Source organism: Macellibacteroides sp. (genome assembly GCF_050251695.1).
Taxonomy (GTDB): Bacteria; Bacteroidota; Bacteroidia; order Bacteroidales; family Tannerellaceae; genus Macellibacteroides; species Macellibacteroides fermentans.
Genome location: NZ_JBFWMI010000002.1, coordinates 67,527 through 88,341 on the forward strand (window position 1 = coordinate 67,527; position 20,815 = coordinate 88,341).

General features: G+C 38.0%; 21 protein-coding genes. 12 read left to right on the forward strand and 9 right to left on the reverse strand.

Annotated elements, in window-relative coordinates; genetic code table 11:
- Positions 1-4: 4 nt before the first annotated feature.
- From AB7E53_RS00695 to AB7E53_RS00710, 4 genes are all read left to right on the forward strand, one after another.
- Complete coding sequence (locus tag AB7E53_RS00695; RefSeq protein ID WP_079683096.1) at positions 5-772, forward strand: tetratricopeptide repeat protein; 768 nt, start codon at positions 5-7, stop codon at positions 770-772.
- A gap of 18 nt (positions 773-790) precedes the next feature.
- Positions 791-1,486, forward strand: coding sequence for a phosphatase PAP2 family protein (locus AB7E53_RS00700; RefSeq protein WP_446773601.1), 696 nt, complete (start codon positions 791-793; stop codon positions 1,484-1,486).
- Between the two features lie 138 nt (positions 1,487-1,624).
- Positions 1,625-1,903: a DNA-binding protein gene (locus AB7E53_RS00705; protein ID WP_079683094.1), complete on the forward strand. Its 279-nt coding sequence runs from the start codon at positions 1,625-1,627 to the stop codon at positions 1,901-1,903.
- A 104-nt stretch (positions 1,904-2,007) separates the two neighbouring features.
- Positions 2,008-3,120: a universal stress protein gene (locus AB7E53_RS00710; RefSeq protein ID WP_079683093.1), complete on the forward strand. Its 1,113-nt coding sequence runs from the start codon at positions 2,008-2,010 to the stop codon at positions 3,118-3,120.
- 514 nt (positions 3,121-3,634) lie between these two features.
- On the opposite strand, the gene AB7E53_RS00715 is transcribed toward AB7E53_RS00710, so the two are convergent.
- Positions 3,635-4,210 (reverse strand): superoxide dismutase, encoded by a 576-nt coding sequence (locus tag AB7E53_RS00715; RefSeq protein WP_176134042.1) that lies wholly within the window; start codon positions 4,208-4,210, stop codon positions 3,635-3,637.
- 263 nt (positions 4,211-4,473) lie between these two features.
- Here AB7E53_RS00715 and AB7E53_RS00720 point away from each other — a divergent pair, with 263 nt between their 5' ends.
- The 7 genes from AB7E53_RS00720 to AB7E53_RS00750 all read left to right on the forward strand — a co-directional run bounded on the left by AB7E53_RS00720 (position 4,474) and on the right by AB7E53_RS00750 (position 11,279).
- Complete coding sequence (locus tag AB7E53_RS00720) at positions 4,474-5,118, forward strand: hypothetical protein (RefSeq protein ID WP_321718957.1); 645 nt, start codon at positions 4,474-4,476, stop codon at positions 5,116-5,118.
- 180 nt (positions 5,119-5,298) lie between these two features.
- Complete coding sequence (locus tag AB7E53_RS00725) at positions 5,299-5,838, forward strand: pyruvoyl-dependent arginine decarboxylase (RefSeq protein WP_068186632.1); 540 nt, start codon at positions 5,299-5,301, stop codon at positions 5,836-5,838.
- A gap of 211 nt (positions 5,839-6,049) precedes the next feature.
- On the forward strand, positions 6,050-6,763 hold the full coding sequence (locus AB7E53_RS00730; protein ID WP_079683202.1) for an SIMPL domain-containing protein: 714 nt from the start codon (positions 6,050-6,052) through the stop codon (positions 6,761-6,763).
- A 3-nt stretch (positions 6,764-6,766) separates the two neighbouring features.
- On the forward strand, positions 6,767-7,606 hold the full coding sequence (gene nfo, locus AB7E53_RS00735) for a deoxyribonuclease IV (RefSeq protein WP_350456695.1): 840 nt from the start codon (positions 6,767-6,769) through the stop codon (positions 7,604-7,606).
- A 97-nt stretch (positions 7,607-7,703) separates the two neighbouring features.
- A complete protein-coding gene (nhaD, locus tag AB7E53_RS00740) occupies positions 7,704-9,110 on the forward strand; it encodes a sodium:proton antiporter NhaD (RefSeq protein ID WP_446773603.1) in 1,407 nt (468 codons plus the stop codon).
- 10 nt (positions 9,111-9,120) lie between these two features.
- Positions 9,121-10,758, forward strand: coding sequence for a dipeptidase (locus tag AB7E53_RS00745; protein WP_079683281.1), 1,638 nt, complete (start codon positions 9,121-9,123; stop codon positions 10,756-10,758).
- Positions 10,759-10,811: 53 nt separating this feature from the next.
- On the forward strand, positions 10,812-11,279 hold the full coding sequence (locus AB7E53_RS00750) for an outer membrane beta-barrel protein (RefSeq protein WP_079683282.1): 468 nt from the start codon (positions 10,812-10,814) through the stop codon (positions 11,277-11,279).
- 86 nt (positions 11,280-11,365) lie between these two features.
- On the opposite strand, the gene AB7E53_RS00755 is transcribed toward AB7E53_RS00750, so the two are convergent.
- Both AB7E53_RS00755 and AB7E53_RS00760 read right to left on the reverse strand, forming a co-directional pair.
- Complete coding sequence (locus tag AB7E53_RS00755) at positions 11,366-13,030, reverse strand: AMP-binding protein (protein ID WP_446773605.1); 1,665 nt, start codon at positions 13,028-13,030, stop codon at positions 11,366-11,368.
- A gap of 104 nt (positions 13,031-13,134) precedes the next feature.
- Entirely contained in the window at positions 13,135-13,581 is a 447-nt protein-coding gene (locus tag AB7E53_RS00760) for a YhcH/YjgK/YiaL family protein (protein ID WP_068186641.1), read from the reverse strand.
- Between the two features lie 213 nt (positions 13,582-13,794).
- On the opposite strand from AB7E53_RS00760, the gene trhA reads away from it, so the two are divergent.
- Positions 13,795-14,445: a PAQR family membrane homeostasis protein TrhA gene (gene trhA / locus AB7E53_RS00765; protein ID WP_446773607.1), complete on the forward strand. Its 651-nt coding sequence runs from the start codon at positions 13,795-13,797 to the stop codon at positions 14,443-14,445.
- A 274-nt stretch (positions 14,446-14,719) separates the two neighbouring features.
- Here the strand turns inward: trhA and AB7E53_RS00770 are convergent, their stop codons facing one another.
- From AB7E53_RS00770 to AB7E53_RS00795, 6 genes are all read right to left on the reverse strand, one after another.
- Entirely contained in the window at positions 14,720-16,270 is a 1,551-nt protein-coding gene (locus AB7E53_RS00770; protein WP_068186645.1) for a sodium:solute symporter family protein, read from the reverse strand.
- Entirely contained in the window at positions 16,267-16,407 is a 141-nt protein-coding gene (locus tag AB7E53_RS00775) for a symporter small accessory protein (RefSeq protein WP_350455857.1), read from the reverse strand. The genes AB7E53_RS00770 and AB7E53_RS00775 overlap by 4 nt, the downstream gene beginning before the upstream one ends.
- Positions 16,408-16,409: 2 nt before the next feature.
- On the reverse strand, positions 16,410-16,835 hold the full coding sequence (locus AB7E53_RS00780; protein ID WP_446773609.1) for an acetolactate synthase: 426 nt from the start codon (positions 16,833-16,835) through the stop codon (positions 16,410-16,412).
- A gap of 29 nt (positions 16,836-16,864) precedes the next feature.
- Positions 16,865-18,163: a phenylacetate--CoA ligase gene (locus AB7E53_RS00785; RefSeq protein ID WP_350455858.1), complete on the reverse strand. Its 1,299-nt coding sequence runs from the start codon at positions 18,161-18,163 to the stop codon at positions 16,865-16,867.
- Between the two features lie 117 nt (positions 18,164-18,280).
- Positions 18,281-18,922 (reverse strand): HAD family hydrolase, encoded by a 642-nt coding sequence (locus AB7E53_RS00790; protein ID WP_068186651.1) that lies wholly within the window; start codon positions 18,920-18,922, stop codon positions 18,281-18,283.
- Between the two features lie 129 nt (positions 18,923-19,051).
- Positions 19,052-20,815 carry an ArnT family glycosyltransferase gene (locus tag AB7E53_RS00795; RefSeq protein WP_446773611.1) on the reverse strand — a complete coding sequence of 588 codons (1,764 nt, stop codon included), beginning with the start codon at positions 20,813-20,815 and terminating at the stop codon, positions 19,052-19,054.

Here is a 20,815-nt window from a genome sequence, read left to right on the forward strand (position 1 = left end):
TAAAATGGAAATAATCGGATATATTAAAAAATATGGGCTTTTATTGTTGTTCCTATGCTTTTATGGAAATCTTTTTGCTCAAGATTCGACAGTAAAAGAGGCTGAAGTTGCTTTTTCGAAAGGTGAGTTTGATAAAGCAATCGAACTGTATGAAAACATTTTAAAGACAAACGGTGAGTCTGCCGAAATATACTATAATCTTGGCAATTCATATTACCGGGTGGACAAAATCGCTCCGGCTATCTTGAATTACGAACGGGCATTACTGCTGGATCCGGGAGATGGAGACATTCGTTTTAATCTTCAAATGGCGAAACTTAAGTCGGTCGACAAAATAGAACCCGTAGGCGAACTGTTTATAGTTACTTGGTTTCAGTCGGTTCAGAATATGGGATCTGCCGATTCGTGGGCTAAATTAGGAATTACGACCTTTCTGTTATTTATTTTCAGTTTGTTTATGTATTTCTTCTCTCGATGGATACGTTTGAAAAAAATTGCATTCTATTTAAGTATCGTTTTATTAGTTATTGTTATTCTTGCCAACATTTTTGCAAGTAATCAGCAAAGCAAACTAAACAACCGGAACGATGCCATCATCTTTGTCCCGACAGTTACTATAAAGAGCTCGCCGGATTCCAGTGGAACTGATTTGTTTATTTTACATGAAGGAACAAAAGTTACGGTAAAAAGCAAGTTGGGAGAATGGAGTGAAATCGAACTTGAAAATGGGAATGTGGGTTGGATGCTTACCAAAGATATTGTTGCTATTTAATTTAACATCCAATGCCTCATGCTCGAAAAAGAGTTATTATTTGAACGAGATTTATTTTTCTTCCTCAACGGCAGCGATTCAACATTTCTGGATAGCTTTATGTGGCTATATTCCGGGAAAGTTGTCTGGCTGCCGTTGGCAGCTTTTATATTGTTTGTACTGGTATATAAGAAGAATTGGAGAGAATCGATTCTCATACTTGTATCCATTGCTTTAGTGATTACCTTATGTGATCAATTTGCTTCTCATTTTTGCAAGCCCATTTTTGCGCGGTATCGCCCCACGCATCATCCCGATTTTATGGATCAGGTAAAGATTGTTTTTGATTACAGAAGTGGTCTTTACGGCTTTATATCGAGTCATGCAGCCAATGCATTCGGCTTTGCCATGTTTATGTCTTTACTTTTAAGAAATAAGATGTTTACGTGGACTATCTTTTCCTGGTCGGTGCTTACAGCATATACCCGGATATATCTGGGAGTACATTTTATTTCGGATGTAGTATGCGGTATGTTTGCCGGAATCTTTTTTGGATATGTTGTATACAAGTTGTACTTATATGTACGGAATACCGGTTTGAAAGCCTATTTCCCAACAAATGCAGCAGATACTATCTATAGCTTAAAAGAGAAAAGATGGATTGTCTATTCAATACTTATTTCAGTTTTACTTATATTGATTTTAACAAAACCTTTGGTTACGTTACTACGATAGACGGAGTGATTAAATGATGCCGTAAAGCATGTGAAAATAAACATTATTTGTGTGAAATAATTTGTTTAGTATGTTTATAATGGCTAAGTTAGAGGCATGAATTTTAACACAAGTATTAACCTTCAAAAAAGGAATACCATGACGAAGACAATCACATTTAACGAGCTACGTAAAATCAAAGACAGCCTGCCTGATGGTAGCACTCATCGTATTGCCGATGAGTTGGGTTTATCAGTAGAAACCGTTCGGAATTATTTCGGAGGACATAATTTTAAGGATGGAAAGAGTTGTGGGGTACACATAGAGCCCGGACCAGATGGTGGATTAGTAATTCTTGACGACACAACAGTTTTGGAGCGCGCATTGCAAATTCTCAACGAAAAGATTGGGAAGAAAGCGGTTGCGCCCGAAGCGTAAAGGAAATTTTCAACGTTTAAAATCCCAATGCATAACTAAAGGCACTGGGATTTTTTTTTAAACCTTTAAAAGGAACTTGTTGTTTTATATAAAAAACCATAAGTATGGAAGATAAGTTAGTAACATTAGCTATCCACACGTTCGAAAAAGCTCAGATTTTAAAAACGATGCTTGAAACAGAGGGTATTGATGTTTATATACACAATGTAAACCTTATTCAACCGGTTGTATCAGCCGGAGTACGTGTGAGAATTAAAGAAAGTGATCTACCCCATGCTCTCAGAATAATTGAGGATAGTAAGTTTTTTGCTGAAGAGGATGTCAATGTTGAATCCGGACCAAAGACAAAGAAAGTGCTGATTCCTGTGGACTTCTCGGATTATTCGATTGCCGCTTGCGAAATAGGTATTAATTATGCACACAAGGTTGGTGCCGAAGTGATGATTCTGCATGCTTATTTCACCCCTTATTTCCCCTCGGCTATACCTCTTGGAGATACGTTGGCCTATCAGATAAATGACGACGATACCGTACAGCATTTGCTGAAGAGAGTCCAGGATGATATGGCTAATATTTGCAATTTACTTAAAAAGAAAATGGATTCCGGAGAATTACCCTATGTAAACTTTTCGAATGCACTGCGGGAAGGTCTGCCGGAAGAAGAAATAGTAGCCTTTTGTAAAGAGTATAATCCAACGTTGGTTGTTATGGGTACAAGAGGTAAAAGTCAAAAAGATTTGGACTTAATAGGTAGCGTTACCGGCGAAGTGATCGAGATAAGTAAGGTTCCTGTTCTTGCAATACCCGAAAATGTACCGTTCAACAGTTTGAGTGATGTTAAAAATGTGGCTTTCTCAACCTCTTTTGATCAGCGCGATTTGATTGTATTCGACAAGTTTATGGAATTATTCAAGGATTTCGATATACAGATTCATATTTTTAATATATCAACAAGCAAGGATGAATGGAACGAAATAAGATTGGCCGGAATACGTGAGTACTTTAAGAAACAATATCCGGATGCAAAGATAAACCACACTGTGCTTGATGATGGTGATTTACTTTTGGCAATCGAAAAATTTGTAAGAGATAAAAATATTGATCTCATTGCATTTAGCACACATCGCAGGGGTATTTTTGCCAGAATGTTTAATCCGAGTATCGCAAGGAAGATGTTATTTCACACAGATACACCTATGATGGTATTACATTCATAACTGTAAGTAACTAGAGTTTTAATGTATTTGTTTTTTCATATAAGTAGAGTTTGTTATTTGTTTGTCCGTATATCGCTGTGAAGTCATATACGGACTTCTTCTTTCTGGTTGCAGGCATAAATACAAATACAAGGACCGATAGAAAAGATTTACTTATAATCTATTGCTGATGCTGTTGTACTATTTAAAAAAAGGTAGGCATTTAGCGGCAGATCATGCCATAAACTATTCCTTAGTAAACGGGAAACTATTCCTTTTATAACTATAAACTATTCGTTTGTCAATTGTGTATCTTGCGTTTGTCATATGTTGAACGCAAGGTAGACAGCTGTTGACTTTGCGTTCAACATATGTCAAACGAATACCTCTTCGTATTGAAAAGAATAGATCTCTTAAGTGAAAAATCTAAATAAAAAGAGCTACCCAACTAATGAGTAGCTCTTTTCCGGGAGAAACCTCCCGTCCTCAAATTGTAAGCTGTGAGGAAGGATTTAATATTGTTGCAAATATAAAATTAATATCTTTTCTCAACAACACTCCAATCAACAATTTTCCAAAGTTCGGCCAGGTGGTCGGCACGGCGGTTTTGATAATCCAAATAGTAAGAGTGTTCCCATACGTCGAATCCCAAAATAGGAGTAAGACCTTTTGTTACAGGGTTACCTGCATTAGATTCCTTTGTGATGAATAGTTTTCCATCTTTATCTTTTGCAAGCCATACCCAGCCTGAACCAAACTGTGTTACGCCGCCATTAACAAATTCTTTTTGGAATTCTTCGAAAGAACCCCACTGGTCGTCAATAGCTTTTGCTAACGCACCGCTGGGTTTTCCGCCTCCCTTAGGAGAAAATTGTGTAAAGTAAAGATTATGGTTTAACACCTGACCTGCGTTGTTGAAAATAGCGCCATCCGATTCTTTTACGATTGTCTCAAGATCCGCATTTTCAAATTTTGTTCCGGGGATAAGGTTGTTTAAATTGTTTACATAAGCCAGTAGGTGCTTACCATGATGGAATTCAATGGTAGCTTTACCAATTACAGGTGCCAACGCATCGGTAGCGTAAGGCAATGATACTAATTCAAATTTCATAACTTTTTCGTTTTTATCTGTTATTTGACTATTGGGTGAAATTAGCAACAGTAAGCTAAGACATAGTGTAAGCATAGCTAATATGTTTTAATTGTTTTATAGTTACAACATGGCATGTCGCAGTTTTGTTCGGTTAGTTGAGTAAAAAATATTGAATTGTTAATGTTTTTTGTAGACAGTCTATTGTCTTTTAACGTGCTTCTGTTGTTAAATTAAGAGATGGTACGTATCTTTGAAGTATAAATCTGAAAGTATAAGTAAGTATGAACAAGTTGTTTACATTCTTTCTATTCTTTTCGCTTTTATTGTTTTCTGCTTGTGCGACCATGGATCAAACATCAAGAACAATTTTTGCAGCTAACACCGGAAATGCCATCGGTAGTGTTGCCGGGTTGTTTATCGGAGAAAGTATGGGTGGAAGGCACGGAGCTTTTGTAGGTTCATCTATCGGGTCTATTGTTGGAACCGCTGCAGGAGTAATGGTCGTAGCTGAAGATAATACTTCCCGAAACAGGAATAGGATACAAGAGATGCCTCTTCAGGAGAGAGCAAAGCTGGTCGTTACCGAAATAATTCTGGAAGATGAAAATAATAATGAAGGCATAGATGCCGGCGAACTTTGCAAGATTACCTTCGTTATTGTTAATGAGTCTGCTGTTCCCGCAATTGATGTGAGGGCAGTTCTTAATAAGAAGAATGGGGCAGGAGAGTTGGTTTTATCAGATCCCGTACCAATCGGCAGAATTGATTCTGATGAGTCGGTTCGATATTCAGTTGCAGTTACTGCTTTACCTACACTTAAAACCGGATTAGCCGATTTTGAGATAATATTGAAGGAAGGCAACGGCAATATTGCCTACGACGAGGTTTTCAGTGTTCGTACTATTCATGCCAAAGTTGAGAAGTAATGTGCAGAATCGTTACTAAAATCAGATTTTAAGATACTCTTCACACATTATTGCAGGTCAAAAATTAAATTATTGAGCCCGGACATGTTTTTTTCAGGATTTAAATGTGTTTTATCGGAAAGAAGTTCCTATTTTTGCAGGCTCAAAGCATTTATTAATAAGTAAAAAAGTATTTTGTAGATGGTTAAGAAAGTTGGTAATTTAATTCCAAACACCTTTTTTATTACAAAGGGAAGTGGGGAGTCTGATCTTGAAAAGCATGCAGGTTCTTACCACATGGCTCTTTATGATGCCGGTATCTCAGACTTTAATATCATGACGTATTCGTCTGTTATACCTGCAACTGCTCATTTGGTAACCATGGACGAAATTGATCTTCCTCCATTTGGTTCGGAAATGAAAACCATCATGGCTGTATCTCACGGATATCAGGATGAGTTTGTTTCTGCAGGTGTTGTTTATGCCTGGATGTACAAAGATGAAAACTTTGATGAGAAGTTAGGTGCTTTGGTTTGTGAAGTTAGTGGCCGCTATCGTATTGAAGAGCTTGAATCAAGATTGATTCGCGTTATCAACGACTTGCATCAGAAAACTTACGGTAAGTATTACTTAGGTGAACTAAACTTTATTACTGAAGGTATAACCATCGAAAAAAGATATGGAACAGCGTTAGCTGCTCTTTGCTTTGTTGATTTTCTTCAACCCGTGATAAAGGAATAAAACACGAAGCATAATAAATATCAATACAAAGCTGCACTCATAAAAAAGTGCAGCTTTTTTTGTTCAGATGGTAATGTTTTATTTCCTTTGCAACTATATGCTATAGTATAGCTTATTTTTTATAATAATAAACTTTCTTTTTTGCAGACTTGTTTTAGTGATGAATCATATAGATTGATTATCTTATTAACTTTTTCAAATCTTAAGAATAATGGAAGACAAATCGAAAGGAATGGCAATTGCCGGATTACTGGTTGCCGTTGGATTAGTTTTATTGGGATTATGTATTAAATCGGCAATTGATGGATTCAAAGATAAGGAACGGGTAGTTTCTGTTAAAGGATTAGCTGAGATGGAAGTTAAAGCAAATCATGTTATTTGGCCGCTAATGTTTAAAAATATCGGTAATGATCTGCCGGCATTGTATGTTACAATGGAGAATCAAACTAAGGCAATTAAAGATTTTCTGAGCACTAATGGCATTGATTCGACCGAGGTATCAGTTGCAGCTCCCGAAATTATAGATATGAAGGCCGAACGCTATACCAATGAAAATGTTGCTTATCGTTACAACGTTACTTGCGTACTTACCGTATCCTCAAGCAAGGTAGATTTGGTTAGGGGACTCATGATCAGACAAAGTGACCTGCTTAAACAAGGAATTGCAATTACTGGCGGCGATTATAGATTCTCCACCCAGTTTCTTTTTACAGGACTGAATGATATTAAGCCTCAAATGATTGAGGAAGCCACTAAAAATGCAAGGGCATCTGCCGAAAAGTTTGCTGCGGATTCGGATAGCGAACTGGGCAAGATTCGCACGGCCAATCAGGGACAATTTACAATTTCAGACAGAGATGCCAACACTCCCTATATTAAAAGTGTAAGGGTAGTAACGACTGTCGATTATTATTTAAAAGACTAAAAGATGAAATATATTGGAGCACATGTAAGTGCATCTGGCGGTGTAGAAAATGCACCGCTTAATGCACACGAGATAGGGGCAAAAGCATTTGCCCTTTTTACAAGAAATCAACGTCAGTGGAAGTCATCTCCTTTAACCTCCCGCAGTATCGACCTTTTTAAAGAGAGATGTGCAGCGTACGGATATCTTCCTTCCCAAATCTTACCTCACGATAGCTATCTTATAAACCTGGGCCATCCAGAAGCCGAAGGGTTGGCTAAATCGAGAGAAGCTTTTTTGGACGAGATGCAGCGTTGTGAACAACTGGGATTGGATCGATTGAATTTTCATCCGGGGAGCCATCTTAATGCATTACCGATCGACGATTGCCTGGATCGTATCGCAGAGTCAATAAATGAAGCTTTAAATCAGACCAGCGGTGTTACTGCTGTTATTGAGAATACAGCCGGACAAGGAACCAATTTAGGTCATACTTTCGAACAGATAGCCCATATAATTGATCGGGTCGAAGATAAGAGCAGAGTAGGCGTTTGTATCGATACTGCCCATACTTTGGCTGCAGGATACGACATTAAAACAACCGAAGGATTTATTGATACTTTTGATAAATTCGATAAAATAATTGGATTTTCATATCTTAGAGGTATGCATATTAATGATTCAAAAAAGGACTTAGCGTCTAAGGTGGATCGTCATGATAGCATCGGGAAGGGTTTAATGGGATTAACAACTTTCAAAATGCTGATGAATGACCCGCGTTTTGATAATATTCCTATGATTCTTGAAACTCCGGACGAGACAATCTGGGCGGAAGAGATTAGTTACTTATACGGATTGTTATAATTTCTCCTCTGTAATTTCGATATTTTATTCGGTTTTTCATCTTGAATTGCCGAAAGCTATAGTTATTGATAAAAAGAAACTTAAATAAGGATATTCTATGTTTATTTTAATGCCTATAATCTTTGTTTCAGGGATCCTGCTCATTGCGTTGGAGGATAAGATTAAAATTAATAAAGCGGCAGTAGCTTTGTTTATGGCCATATCCTTATGGATGATTCTGATGTACGATGCCTATTCAATTTTTGTTGAGAGAAATAGTCCGTTGTTTCAGGAATTTCTTACTAAAAATCCGGAGATAGCTTTAAAACCAATCACAGAACAGTTTATCGATTTTATTACGAACCGATCTATTGTTTATCATTTAGGAAATGTTTCTGAAACACTGTTCTTCGTAATGTGTTCAATGTTGATTGTAGACATTGTAGACAAACATGGTGGTTTTAAATCGATGACAAGTTATCTCACCACTACTCATAAACGAAGATTATTATGGACTATCAGTTTTTCAGCCTTTTTCTTCTCAGCACTTCTTGATAATCTGGCAGCTGCCATTGTGCTGCTTGCTGTATTAAAGAAATTGGTTCCTGATAGAACTGACAGATTGAAATATGCCTGCATGGTCATTATTGCTGCAAATGCGGGAGGATCCTGGTCTCCAATCGGTGATGTAACAACCATCTTATTATGGGTAGGTAAGAATATTACAGCTAGTCATCAAATTACGCACCTATTCATTCCTGCTTTGATAAATATGCTGGTTCCACTTACTATTGCCCACTTTTGGCTGTTTAAAAAGGGCGCAATATTAAGACTTAAAAGCGTAGAAGAAAAAGACGAGTATCCTCAAATTCCTATTCGCTCAAGACGTACAATATTTATTATCGGCGTTCTATCTCTTGCCCTTGTTCCTGTGTTTCAGATGTTAACCGGCTTACCTCCTTTCTTAGGTGTATTGTTGGGATTGGTTATACTTTGGTTTTATACAGACATCATGTATAGCCGCCTAAATCAGATCGATGAGACTGATAAGCTTCGTATTTCAAGCTTATTGCCAAACATAGACCTTTCTACGATATTCTTTTTTCTGGGGATTCTGATGTCTGTAGGAGCGTTGGAGACTTCCGGACAACTGGGGCTGATGTCTGCATATCTGGATCAGCATGTGCACGAGCCGTTGCTGATTAGCTTTTTGATAGGTCTTCTGTCTTCCGGAGTGGATAACGTAGCCCTTGTTGCGGCAACAATAGGTATGTACCCCGTTGTACAACAAACAAGTGAATTGACTCCTTATATGATGTCATTCATATGCGATGGAGATTTCTGGACATTTTTATCTTATTGTGCCGTAACAGGAGGTAGTATCTTGATTATCGGTTCTGCTACCGGAGTTACCGTTATGGGACTTGAAAAAATAGATTTTATGTACTATACAAAACGTTTTTCCATTCTTGCGTTAATCGGCTATCTTTGTGGTGCAGGAACGTATATATTGTTTTTTATTTAATGATTATATAATGAAAAGAAAATGGATGGTTCTGGCTGCATGCGCAGCCCTTTTAACTGCTACAACGTCTGATGCTTGTACCAGTTTCTTAGTAGGGAAAAAAGCCTCGGCTGATGGCTCCGTAATGATTACTTATGCTGCCGATTCGCATAACCTATATGGTGAGTTGTATCATTGGCCGGCTGCGAAGTGGCCTAAAGGATCCATGTTGGAAATTCGCGAATGGGATTCCAACAAGCCATTAGGAAAAATTCCCCAGGTGGAAGAAACCTATAATGTGGTTGGAAATATGAATGAACACCAGGTCGCAATAACCGAAAGTACTTTCGGTGGACGTCCGGAGTTGGAAGATTCAACCGGTATAATGGACTACGGAAGTTTAATATATGTTGCGCTTCAACGGGCTAAATCGGCACGCGAGGCAATTCATATCATGACTTCACTTGTAAAAGAACACGGATATTACAGCAGCGGCGAGTCTTTTTCTATTGCCGATAAGAACGAAGCCTGGATTATGGAAATGATCGGTAAAGGTGTTGGTAATAAAGGAGCTGTGTGGGTTGCTATCCGTATCCCGGACGACTGTATCTCGGCTCATGCCAACCAATCCCGGATTCAGCAGATTCCATTCGACGACAAAGAAAACTGTATGTATTCTCCGGATGTAGTTTCTTTTGCAAGAGAAAAAGGATACTTCAATGGAAAAGATAAAGATTTCAGCTTTACGAAAGCATATTGTCCCTATGATTTTAGTGCATTAAGAGGCTGCGAGGCTCGTGTTTGGGCTTTTATGCGTAAATACGATAAGAGCTTGGATGCTTATCTTCCATTTCTGAAGGGAGAATCTGATAAACCAATGCCTTTGTATGTTAAAGCAGATAGAAAACTTACCTTGCAGGATGTAAAGAACGGAATGCGAGATCATTATGAAGGAACAGAATTCTGTATGACGAATGATGCCGGTATGGGCCCATATAAAGTGCCATATCGTTGGAGACCTATGACTTTTAAAGTTGACGGTCAGGAGTATGTAAATGAGCGTGCCATCGCAACTCAGCAGACTGGTTTCGTTCTATGTGCTCAATTACGTAATTGGTTGCCGGATGCGATAGGAGGGGTGCTTTGGTTTGGTGTGGATGATGCCGCAACAGCTGTTTTTACACCTATGTATGGCTCAATCAAAGAAACTCCGGAATGTTTCCGGGTGGGTAACGGCGATATGATGACCTTCTCCTGGACTTCCGCTTTCTGGATTCATAACTGGGTAGCAAATATGGCTTACAGCAAGTACAGTTTCATGATTGAAGATATCAAGCCTGTTCAGAAAGAATTGGAACTTGGATTCGAGGCTATGCAACCGTCAATTGATAAGGCTGCTGCAGATATGTATGCAAAGAATCCGGAGGAGGCTGTAAAGTTTCTTACATGGTATAGTACAACCGAAGCGAACCGTAGTACCGCTCGTTGGAAACAATTGGGCGAATATTTGGTTGTGAAGTATATAGATGGTAACGTGAAAAAAGAGGTGAACGGAAAATTCATGCAAAATGGCTATGGCTTATCTGCTTCTCCCAATTTCCCTGGTTACGACGAGACTTACTATCGCAGCATTGTTAACAGTGCCGGTGAACGATTGAAAGTAAAATAAGGTTATATAAATAGTGTTTTTAATATTGGGTAAAACTTTTAAAAAAGATGAGTATGAAAAAAGTAGTTTTAGTGTTTCTGTTTGCTGTAATGACGGTGGGTGGTGTTTTTGCTCAACAAGGAGCCTCTTCGGTAGGTTTGAGTGTGGGTTATGCGCTTGATTCCGATAATACGACAGTAGGAATTGATTATCGCTACAATGTGTCGGATGATGTGCGTATCGCTCCTTCTTTAACGCATTTGATGAAGCATGGTGGATTAAGTGCATGGGCGCTTGATTTTAATGCTCACTATGTTGTTAAATTAGATCCTTCATTCGGTTTTTATCCTTTAGGTGGAGTCAGCCTTTCATTTTGGGAAGCTGGCCGCGATTGGGATGCAACCCGTCTTGGTGTCAACATCGGTCTTGGTGGAGAAGTATATGCTTCCAGAGATTTAACTGTTGGCTTGGAGATGAAGTATAATTTGATACAAGATTTCGATCAAGCTATGGCTGCCGTTCGGATAGCCTATAATTTTTAGTGTTTTTGACTTATTTTACCCAATAAAAAGGGCGCTCTTGTTGGAGCGCCCTTTCCTTTTTATAAGATCTGATATCTCGATGTGAATCAATTATTCTCAGCCGGCTGGTAAAGGTATCGCTTGATACTTCTTTTAGGCGTCTTTTCGAATTCTTCCTGGTACATTTTAATTCCCGATATCTTAGAATATCCAGGCAACAATTCATTCAGGTCTTTTATATTCTCCTGCATCAGAATCTCTATTTTATTGTGATCGATGCCCTGTTTATCTACCTGCTCCCAATCCGGATAAATCAATGCAACTAATTTGCCGTTTTGAGAAACTATAAGTGATTCTGCAACGTAGGCCATGTTATTTAGCTGTTGTTCTATTTCTTCAGGATAGATGTTTTGTCCGGATGGCCCTAAAATCATTGTTTTGCTACGGCCTTTAATGTAAATAAAACCATCTTCATCAATAGTTCCTAAGTCGCCGGTACGTAACCAGCCATCTTTGGTAAAACTGGATTTCGTAGCTTCCGGATTTTTATAGTATCCTAGCATCACGTTGGTTCCACGAACCAATATTTCACCTACAGTATTTACTGGATCTTCAGAGTCGATTTTTGCCTCCATTCTGTCTACAACACGTCCACAGGAGCCCGCTTTGTATGTGTCCCATTGCTCATATGCAATCAACGGACCACACTCGGTCATACCATATCCAACTGTATACTGGAAATTAATAGATCGTAAGAAGTTTTCTACATCCTTATTCAGTCCGGCACCACCAATTACTATTTGTTTGAAATTACCACCAAAAGAAGCGGTTAGTTTTGCTGCAACTATTTCAAGTAACTTCTTCTCAATAAAAGGAACTTTTAGAAGAAAACGGGTAAGAGGCTTTTCCAGTTCAGGAAACACCTTACTCTTTATTATTTTCTCAATAATAAGAGGAACAGCCAGAATAAGTGTAGGCTTTATATTCATGAAGGATTCTGCTATGATCCTGGGCGAAGGTGTACGGGTAAGGAAATGGATATGGCAACCCTTGTTAATCCCATTTAATATTTCGAAAGCGAGACCGTACATATGCGCCATTGGAAGCATGCATACAAAGTTGTCGCCAGCATGTATGAATGGGATATTATCGTAGGCATATTGCGTATTACTCCACAAGCTACGGTAAGGGATCATTACTCCTTTCGAAAAACTTGTTGTACCGGAAGTGTAATTGAGAACAGCCAGTTCTTCCGGCTTTTCTACATGATACTTTACATCTGCCGAAGTAAATGACCTTGGGTATTTCTTTCCAAAGTATTCGTTAATCCGTTCGCGAACAGTAAATGTTTCCTTGTTTTTCGATTTAATTACTGAAAAATTGTCAAGCATCATAAAAAGCTTGACATCCGGCATTTTTGCATCATTCATATTTTCCCAATTGCTATTTGCTGCGAGAACAGCTTTAGATTCGGAATGATTAACGATATGATGTATATTATCCGGTTTAAAATCGTGTAAAATAGGAACAGCTACAGCTCCATAAGCAAGAATCCCAAAAAAACAGATAGCCCAGTTTGACGAATTACGTCCAACTAAGGCTACTTTATCTCCTTTTTTTATTCCCGCATGTTCAAGAATGATGTGGAACTTTTCAATTCGACGGGCAACATCTTTGTAATGATAGGTATGCCCTTCATAATCGGAGAAAGCAGGTAAATCCCAATGATTCTTAATGCTAGTCTCTATTAAACCTAAAAAACGATTCTCCATATTGCTGAAATAAAATAGTTTTCATAAAAAACAAAGTGCTCAATCTATACACTTTTTCAATAATAAAATACACGAAGATAGATAAAAGTTCTGCATAAACTGTTTTATAGAAGAACTTTAACTATTCCTTTGCGGATAACACCTTGTCCGATACCTGGTGCATGTCCGTCTTCGGGGAAATAGATAACAAACTGACCAGGATATATTTTGGTATATGCAGTTGGTTTATCAACGTAAAAGGTGATGTCTTTTTCCTCGTTGTATGGTATTGATACATCATTAAGTTCGCTACCGCCTTTCCATCCTATTTTTTCGACCCCTAATAATGGGAACTGGATGTCGATGTATTTTTTATGAGTTTCGATGCTCGCTTCCTCTTTCGTTTTACCAAAAATACTTGTGATTGTTACCGTAAGATTGTGCTCTTCTAAAATAATTTTACCATCTTCCATTGAAGAAAAATCGGTCGACTTTATATATTCAAATGCTCTTTTAAATAAAGGATGCAGGTTTTCAATGCGCGAAGAATTTGATAAAGTATCAAGTATCATACTCGTAATTTGTTTTGTATTTATTGAGCAAATGTCGTTATTATTATTGATAATAGAGATAGGCAAACTTGAAATATTTATGAATTTTATGCGTAATTTTCGTGTTTAAATTGTTATCTCAAAAACAAATGATTGAAGATCAAATAATTATTTATACCTTTGTTGTAGTATTTCATAGAATAAATTAGCTTTTTAAATATAATCAAAGATCTAATGGCGCATAGAAAACAATCATATAAAGAAGAAATTGCCAATGCAATTACGCATGGGATAGGGATCTTATTCGGACTTACGGCAACCGTTTTTTTGCTTATTAAAGGTATTAAATCGGGAGATCCGTGGGTGATTTCCGGATTTATGGTGTATGCTTTTGGTATGACGCTTTCGTATGTTACTTCTACACTATATCATAGCTCCAGAAATGAGTCTGCCAAACTCTGTCTGCGTAAATGGGATCATAGCGCTATTTTTATCCATATAGCAGGTACCTATACCCCTTTTACCTTAATATTATTACGTCAAGTAGGGTGGTGGGGCTGGAGTCTCTTTACAGTCGTATGGTTGATCGCGCTCGTTGGTATCCTTTACACATTTAGAAAGATGAAGGATAAAAGTCCGCTAAAAACAATTGCTTACATTGCCATGGGAAGTGTAATTGTTGTTGCAATCAAACCAATGATACAGATTTTTGAAGGTCAGCATATGATGGAAATATTGTATTGGCTGATCGGTGGTGGCGCATGCTATGTAGTAGGTGCTGTTTTTTATTCATTTGATAAGGTAAAGTATATACACACGGTCTGGCATCTGTTTGTTTTAGGGGGAAGTGTCTCGCACTGCATTGCTATTTATAAATTAGTATAACAGATTCAGTAATATTCTTATAAGAAATTTGTAAGTACTTTCTATTTTAAAACTCATTACATTTGAAACAGTTTGTCGGTACTTTTTGGGATAAAAGTACCGACAAACTGGTGCTAATCTTTTATAGTAAATCACCCCATACAATAGGATATTCTTCTATTACTTTTAAAATTAAATTGATAAAAGGTACTCTATTTGAGTTTCAAAAATCATTTTAATAATCTATCCTATTGTTTGTGAACTATGGTAAACTATTACTTACCTGTTTGTTTAATTAGCTTTTGGGCTGCGTAAGCAGACTTACACTAACTATTGCAACGACAGAAAGAGGTAAAGCAAATAAAATTGGATCTATTGCGAACCAAGGATATACATCAATCAAAACCTCTTTTCCAAACAATAATTTACAAAGTCCAACAGGTACAGCTTCTGCTTTATGTAAGAATAACATTGCAAACATACTGGCGAAAGCTCCTGTAAAAAGGCTGGCAATCGCACCTTGTCTGGTAACCTTTGGCCAATATAAGGAACAGAAATAGGCAGGAAGGAAAGTCACAGCGCACACCCCCATAAACAATGCTGTCCCTCTTGCTATAATACCTGCACTTAGCGTATAGCAGATGATATAGCTTAAGAGAATAGATATCAAAACGCCAATTCGTACTCCCATTGTCGAATTTTCATTCTTTCGGCGACCAAGCTTAGGAAACATGTCCGCACCAAAGGCCGCACCCATGGTATGAAACAGGGCACTTAAAGTTGACATGCTTGCAGAAAGGATACAAAGCATAAATAATGCTCCAAACCAGTCAGGCATGGCTTTATTGATAAATAATGGAATAATCTTGTCAATATCCTTTACTGCCTCGGAAGCTACCAATCCCTGCGTTTTATAGAAAAAAAGGTTGGAAAGAGCACCTACATGATAAATGGCCCCAACTGTGATTATTAGGAACACGCAGCCAATCAGAACACCCCGGTTTATTTGTTTGGAGCTTTCCACCATCATAAAACGGACAACCAATTGCGGCTGAGCCAAACAACCTAAACCAACACCCAGAATAAGCGATGTAACCAACGTAAACCATTGAGGAGAGCCGGTTACAGGCATGCGGGTCCAGCCTTGATGACCAAGCAATTTATATTTCTCTGGTACCAGAGGTGCCAAATCAGACAATTTCTTATTAGCCTCTACAAACCCGAGATCCATCGACTTGTAGAACCAGAATAATAAGAATAACATACATACAAACATAATTACAGCCTGAAGCGCGTCGGTATAGAGAACCCCTTTTATTCCTCCGGAAATTACATAAGCAGCTACGATAAGAGTAAAAGCCAGCAAAGCCACATGAAAATCAATCTCAAACATCTGCTCAATGAACACAGCACCACCTTTCATCACTACAGCAGTATACAAAGGCATACCAATGAAAATTATACCGGCTATGAATATTTGAATTGCTCTTGAATTATAATGCAGGCCTAACAGCTGGGGAAATGTTTTTGCATTGTGTTCGGCCCCCATTTTCCGGGTCTTTCTCCCAAATACAATAAAGGCGATGATCACACCCATAAACATATTGAGCAAACATAACCACTGGATACCCATACCGAATGTTGCAGCAATACCGCCAAAACCTACTATGGCTGAAGCCGAAATAAAGGTTGCTCCATAGGAAAGAGCCATGATAACCGGATTTACCTTTCGTCCTCCCAGCAAATAATCACTGGCATCCTTTGTCGCCTTGTATCCCAGGTAACCCAGATAGGCCACTAAAAACATATATATAATAACGATTATACCTAAGGTTAACGTACTCACTTGTTAGAGTTTTTAGAGTTAATACTATCATATTCATCTTTATTCCAGTTCCTTACACCGAACCAGATGGCAAATATAACACAGGCAAAAGCCAATAAATATGCCAGCCAAATTCCCGGATCATCTATTCCAAACATATCTATAAATTTATTAGATCGGATTCAACAATAAACTCCATATTTTTCTTTCGAATTACATCGATTGCCGCATCCTGGTTATTAGTCCGCAGTATAAGAATAGATTTACCATACATGGATACACAATACATATATTCAATGCTTAAACCGGCCTGAGTGAAATTTGTAAGTGAGCTTGCGAAGCTTCCCGATTTTGAATCGGTGGTAATTGCCAGAACCTCTGTTAGGTTGGCACTTACATTGTTCGATTTGAGCAAAGAATAGGCCCTTTGCGGCTCGCTTACTATTATACGCAGTATGCCATACTCGGAAGTGTCTGCAATAGTGGCAGCGATAATCCTGATATCTTCTTTTGCAAGTAATCCCAGAATTTCACTGAGCTTACCATACTTGTTTTCAAGGAAAATTGAAATCTGATTAATTGTCATGGTTTAATTTATTAGAATTTCCGATTAGATTAAAATTTACGCAAATCACGAACTCTGATCGCTTTGCCTTCCTGGACCGGAAGTGAACCCTTGGCAACCAATTTAAGACGAGGTGTGATAAGTAATTCATCTTTAAGTTGATGTGTGATGTTTTTGCTAAGCTTTTGCAACGTACTGTAATCGTCTGTAAACAAATCACTTATTTCTACTTCCACTTGCATTTCATCGCTGTTTCCAACTGTTTCAATCGTAATTAAATAATTGTTAGCAAGCTCCTTGAAATTCATTAAAATCTTTTCGATTTGAATAGGGAAGATATTCACACCTTTTAAAATAATCATATCATCGCTTCTGCCTTTAAAGCGATCCAATCGCTTGTGAGTTCTTCCACATGGGCAGGTGCCGGGTATAATTCTGGTGAGATCTCGTGTACGATAACGAAACAACGGCATGGCTTCCCGGTTGATTGTAGTAAGGACCAATTCGCCAATGGTTCCGTCCGGAACGGGTTCGAGCGTAACAGGATCTATAATTTCAACAATAACATAGTCCTCCCAAATATGAAGACCATTTTGTTCTGTACATTCAAAGGCAACACCGGGCCCATTCATTTCGGACATTCCAAAGCAATTATAGGCTTTAACACCTAATAGTTGCTCAATACGCTTGCGTTGTTCTTCCGAGTGAGGCTCTGCTCCGATACAGATTGTTTTTAATTTTGTTTCCTTTCTGGGATCGATACCCAATTCGTAAAACACTTCTGCAAGCCGGGTGGCATAACTCGGAATAATATGCAGGCAGGTTGTTCCAAAATCAGTTATAAACTTAATTTGACGCTTTGTATTTCCTGCAGCTGCCGGAACGGTCAAAGCTCCCAGCTTTTCGGCACCATACTGGAATCCAAGTCCGCCGGTAAACATGCCATATCCTGAAGTGTTCTGGAATACGTCTGTGTCTCTTAATCCAACCATATACATACAGCGGGCAACCTGATTGGCCCATTCATCCAGGTCTTTTTTGGAATGTAACACCACAGTGGGATTACCGGTCGTTCCGCTTGACGAGTGAACCCGTACGCAGTCCTTTAACGGAATTGAAGCCATTCCAAAAGGATAACAATTTCTCAAATCATCTTTTGTGGTAAACGGAATCTTTCGAAGATCATCCAATGAATGAATGTTCTCGGACGTAATGTTTAGCTCGCTAAAAAGTTTTCCGTAATGAGATGAATTTTTTGCCGATTCTATGGTTTTTTTTAGGCGTTTAAGTTGAAGTTCCTCAAGATCGGAACGGTTCATCGTTTCAATTTCTTCCTGCCAATACATCATACTTTTGTATCTTTTTTAGTGTGTTTTCATTAAATTAGAACACAAAAGTAGGCTTATTTTTGATATTTATCACATTTTTGAATTAAAATATAAATAATTGACAGGTTTAAATAAACGTTATTTAAACCATTCCAGCAATTGAGAGACTGAAACCGACGAAAAATCCGGAATCACGTCATGTACTTTATCTGAAAGTTCTTCAGCCGGGATCGTACTACTTACACCAATAACCCTCATACCTGCTAATGTTGCAGCTTTAATTCCCGCAAAAGAGTCTTCAAATACAATGCAGTTTTCTGGCTTGGCATTCCAGTCATTCGCTGCCAGTAAATAACACATAGGATCGGGCTTGCCTTTTGTAATACGATCAGCTGTTACAATCGTATCAAAAACGTTGTTGAGAGACAATATCGAGAATGCACGCTCCATTTTAAAATCTTGCGAACTGGTTACCAGACCAACTTTGAATCCCTCTTTTTTTACGTTGTAAACAAAATCCAACGCTCCGTCGATAGTAGGAAAGTCCATCTGTTTTTCAAACTCATTACTTTCCTGCAATACCGATGCTTTTGTTTCTTCAGAGGCATCGCTGAAATAAGTTTCCATAACATAGGGCATGGTAGTGCCTTTAATTTTGCTTGCAAAATTTTCCCCTAAACCGTAACGCACTCCGGCTTCATTCCAAAATATGTCGTAAATAGGTTCCGTATTAACAAGTACACCATCAAAATCAAAAAGAACATACTTCTGCTTATTCATTTTCCTGCTAAAATTTAATCAATCATTATTAAAATGCAAAGATACGACAATCTTTCCTGAGGTTCAAGAACATTGTCGTATCTCAACGTATCGAAATACCTTTCTTAATAAAGAGGTAGATACTGCGTTTTATTTTTTTGTAAAACTATAAAGCAGAATCTTTTGATTTAATTCATCCGGAATATTTTCGGTAGCGGTTAAGAAGGTGAATGAATATTGATCTTTATATTCTTTTTCAATATCAGGCATATTGTTTTCACATACCAGGAAGTAGCCTTCTTCAGGAAGCTGCTTTTCAAAGTCGTGGAATAAATTACCCATATAGAAATTGAGACCGTACATATTTTTGTACTTGAGAAGATTATTTACCACAAACACGTTTGATCTGTTTACCGGATATTCTTTCTTAATGCGCGTGGCAAATGCTTTGCACGAACTCCCCTCACGAATTGTGTACATAAATACACCATCTGTTACCAAATTAAGTGCAAATGCCAACCCGATCGTTGCATAAAGTATTTTGATATTAATTTTTCTGAACATTTGATATAACAGAATTCCAAGAGCAATTAAAAGCAGGACAAATAAAAATACTGTTAGGAATGTAGGATTCGCTAAAGAATTCTGAATTAACGAAACTGTGTAAAGGGTACTGGCCTTATCCGTATACTGAGCCACGATTGTGCTTAGATTAATAGCTCCCCCCATCACTAAAGCAGAAGCTATTAGAACCAAAGAGGTACATGATGCCAGAAAAGCAGCAAATACTCGTGTGGCTTTCGTCTTGTATTCAGTAATATAGATGGCATATTGAGCAAGAAATAAAGCTATAAAAGGATAAGCTGGCATCAAATACACGCTCCGTTTACTTGCAGGGAAAGAATAAAAGAAGATTACACATACAATTACAACCAAGCTAAACAGTCTTACCTTTTCCATGGATTTGATGGATGACCAAATCCCTGTGACAAGCTCTTTAACTGTTTTTTCAGGTTTACGTACCTTTAAACCAAAGAGAGAAAAGAAAAACAAGATTGTCCAAGGAAGAAAACCCGCTATTAGTGTAACGAAATTGTAATAAAACCCATTTTCATGTCCTAATCTATAGTCAATATCAGGAGTGCTGGTATTGAAAAAACGACCAAAATTTTCGGCCAGAACTACATCAAGGAAATCATCGCCACCCTGTTTCCAGGCTGCAATGTACCACAACGCAGGTAAAAATAAAGAGGATATACCGGCATATACAATGGCTTTAAAAATATGAAGGAACTTGTATTTACCTAATACCAATAAATAAACTCCAAAAACAAAAAGAGGTAGTACAATGCCAACAGGGCCTTTTGTTAATGTTGCACATCCCAAAATTAGTGGAATACCTAATGGTATACCTTTCAATTCAAGATGTTCTTCCCAACGGTAAAGTTGTATAAGACCTAAAACTATGAAGGTTGTAAGGAGCATATCAACGCGTGTGGTCATAGCGGCCCTGTGTATTTCTACACAGGTAATCAGCAATAATGCAGCAATAAATGCTTCCTGAAACCTGGTCCTCCTGCCAAAAAAAACCAACATAAAGCTTACCAGTACTATAAATGATATTGCAGACGGCAACCTGGATGTAAACTCATTAACATATCCCTGCGGATAAGAGAAAGCCGCCATCAGCCAATGACTCATCGGTGGTTTGTATGCAAACTCGTCGGCATATGTTTGTGGGAGAACCCAGTTCCCCGTTTCTATCATTGAGACGGCCACAGCAGCTTCACGAGGTTCACCTTTTGTTGAAAAATCACCTATTCCTATCCAGGGTAATACGGATATGATACAGATGAAAACAACCAACGTTATCGGTTTTTGCAAGTAGAGATACTGTAATGTAGGTGTACGCAT

What these genes read in the sequence shown, in the direction of transcription:
- AB7E53_RS00695 (WP_079683096.1), top strand. Translation starts at nt 5, where the DNA reads ATGGAAATAATCGGATATATTAAAAAATATGGGCTTTTATTGTTGTTC.
- AB7E53_RS00700 (WP_446773601.1), top strand. Translation starts at nt 791, where the DNA reads ATGCTCGAAAAAGAGTTATTATTTGAACGAGATTTATTTTTCTTCCTC.
- AB7E53_RS00705 (WP_079683094.1), top strand. Translation starts at nt 1,625, where the DNA reads ATGACGAAGACAATCACATTTAACGAGCTACGTAAAATCAAAGACAGC.
- AB7E53_RS00710 (WP_079683093.1), top strand. Translation starts at nt 2,008, where the DNA reads ATGGAAGATAAGTTAGTAACATTAGCTATCCACACGTTCGAAAAAGCT.
- AB7E53_RS00715 (WP_176134042.1), bottom strand. Translation starts at nt 4,210, where the DNA reads ATGAAATTTGAATTAGTATCATTGCCTTACGCTACCGATGCGTTGGCA.
- AB7E53_RS00720 (WP_321718957.1), top strand. Translation starts at nt 4,474, where the DNA reads ATGAACAAGTTGTTTACATTCTTTCTATTCTTTTCGCTTTTATTGTTT.
- AB7E53_RS00725 (WP_068186632.1), top strand. Translation starts at nt 5,299, where the DNA reads ATGGTTAAGAAAGTTGGTAATTTAATTCCAAACACCTTTTTTATTACA.
- AB7E53_RS00730 (WP_079683202.1), top strand. Translation starts at nt 6,050, where the DNA reads ATGGAAGACAAATCGAAAGGAATGGCAATTGCCGGATTACTGGTTGCC.
- nfo (WP_350456695.1), top strand. Translation starts at nt 6,767, where the DNA reads ATGAAATATATTGGAGCACATGTAAGTGCATCTGGCGGTGTAGAAAAT.
- nhaD (WP_446773603.1), top strand. Translation starts at nt 7,704, where the DNA reads ATGTTTATTTTAATGCCTATAATCTTTGTTTCAGGGATCCTGCTCATT.
- AB7E53_RS00745 (WP_079683281.1), top strand. Translation starts at nt 9,121, where the DNA reads ATGAAAAGAAAATGGATGGTTCTGGCTGCATGCGCAGCCCTTTTAACT.
- AB7E53_RS00750 (WP_079683282.1), top strand. Translation starts at nt 10,812, where the DNA reads ATGAAAAAAGTAGTTTTAGTGTTTCTGTTTGCTGTAATGACGGTGGGT.
- AB7E53_RS00755 (WP_446773605.1), bottom strand. Translation starts at nt 13,030, where the DNA reads ATGGAGAATCGTTTTTTAGGTTTAATAGAGACTAGCATTAAGAATCAT.
- AB7E53_RS00760 (WP_068186641.1), bottom strand. Translation starts at nt 13,581, where the DNA reads ATGATACTTGATACTTTATCAAATTCTTCGCGCATTGAAAACCTGCAT.
- trhA (WP_446773607.1), top strand. Translation starts at nt 13,795, where the DNA reads ATGGCGCATAGAAAACAATCATATAAAGAAGAAATTGCCAATGCAATT.
- AB7E53_RS00775 (WP_350455857.1), bottom strand. Translation starts at nt 16,407, where the DNA reads ATGTTTGGAATAGATGATCCGGGAATTTGGCTGGCATATTTATTGGCT.
- AB7E53_RS00780 (WP_446773609.1), bottom strand. Translation starts at nt 16,835, where the DNA reads ATGACAATTAATCAGATTTCAATTTTCCTTGAAAACAAGTATGGTAAG.
- AB7E53_RS00785 (WP_350455858.1), bottom strand. Translation starts at nt 18,163, where the DNA reads ATGATGTATTGGCAGGAAGAAATTGAAACGATGAACCGTTCCGATCTT.
- AB7E53_RS00790 (WP_068186651.1), bottom strand. Translation starts at nt 18,922, where the DNA reads ATGAATAAGCAGAAGTATGTTCTTTTTGATTTTGATGGTGTACTTGTT.
- AB7E53_RS00795 (WP_446773611.1), bottom strand. Translation starts at nt 20,815, where the DNA reads ATGCGTACACCTACATTACAGTATCTCTACTTGCAAAAACCGATAACG.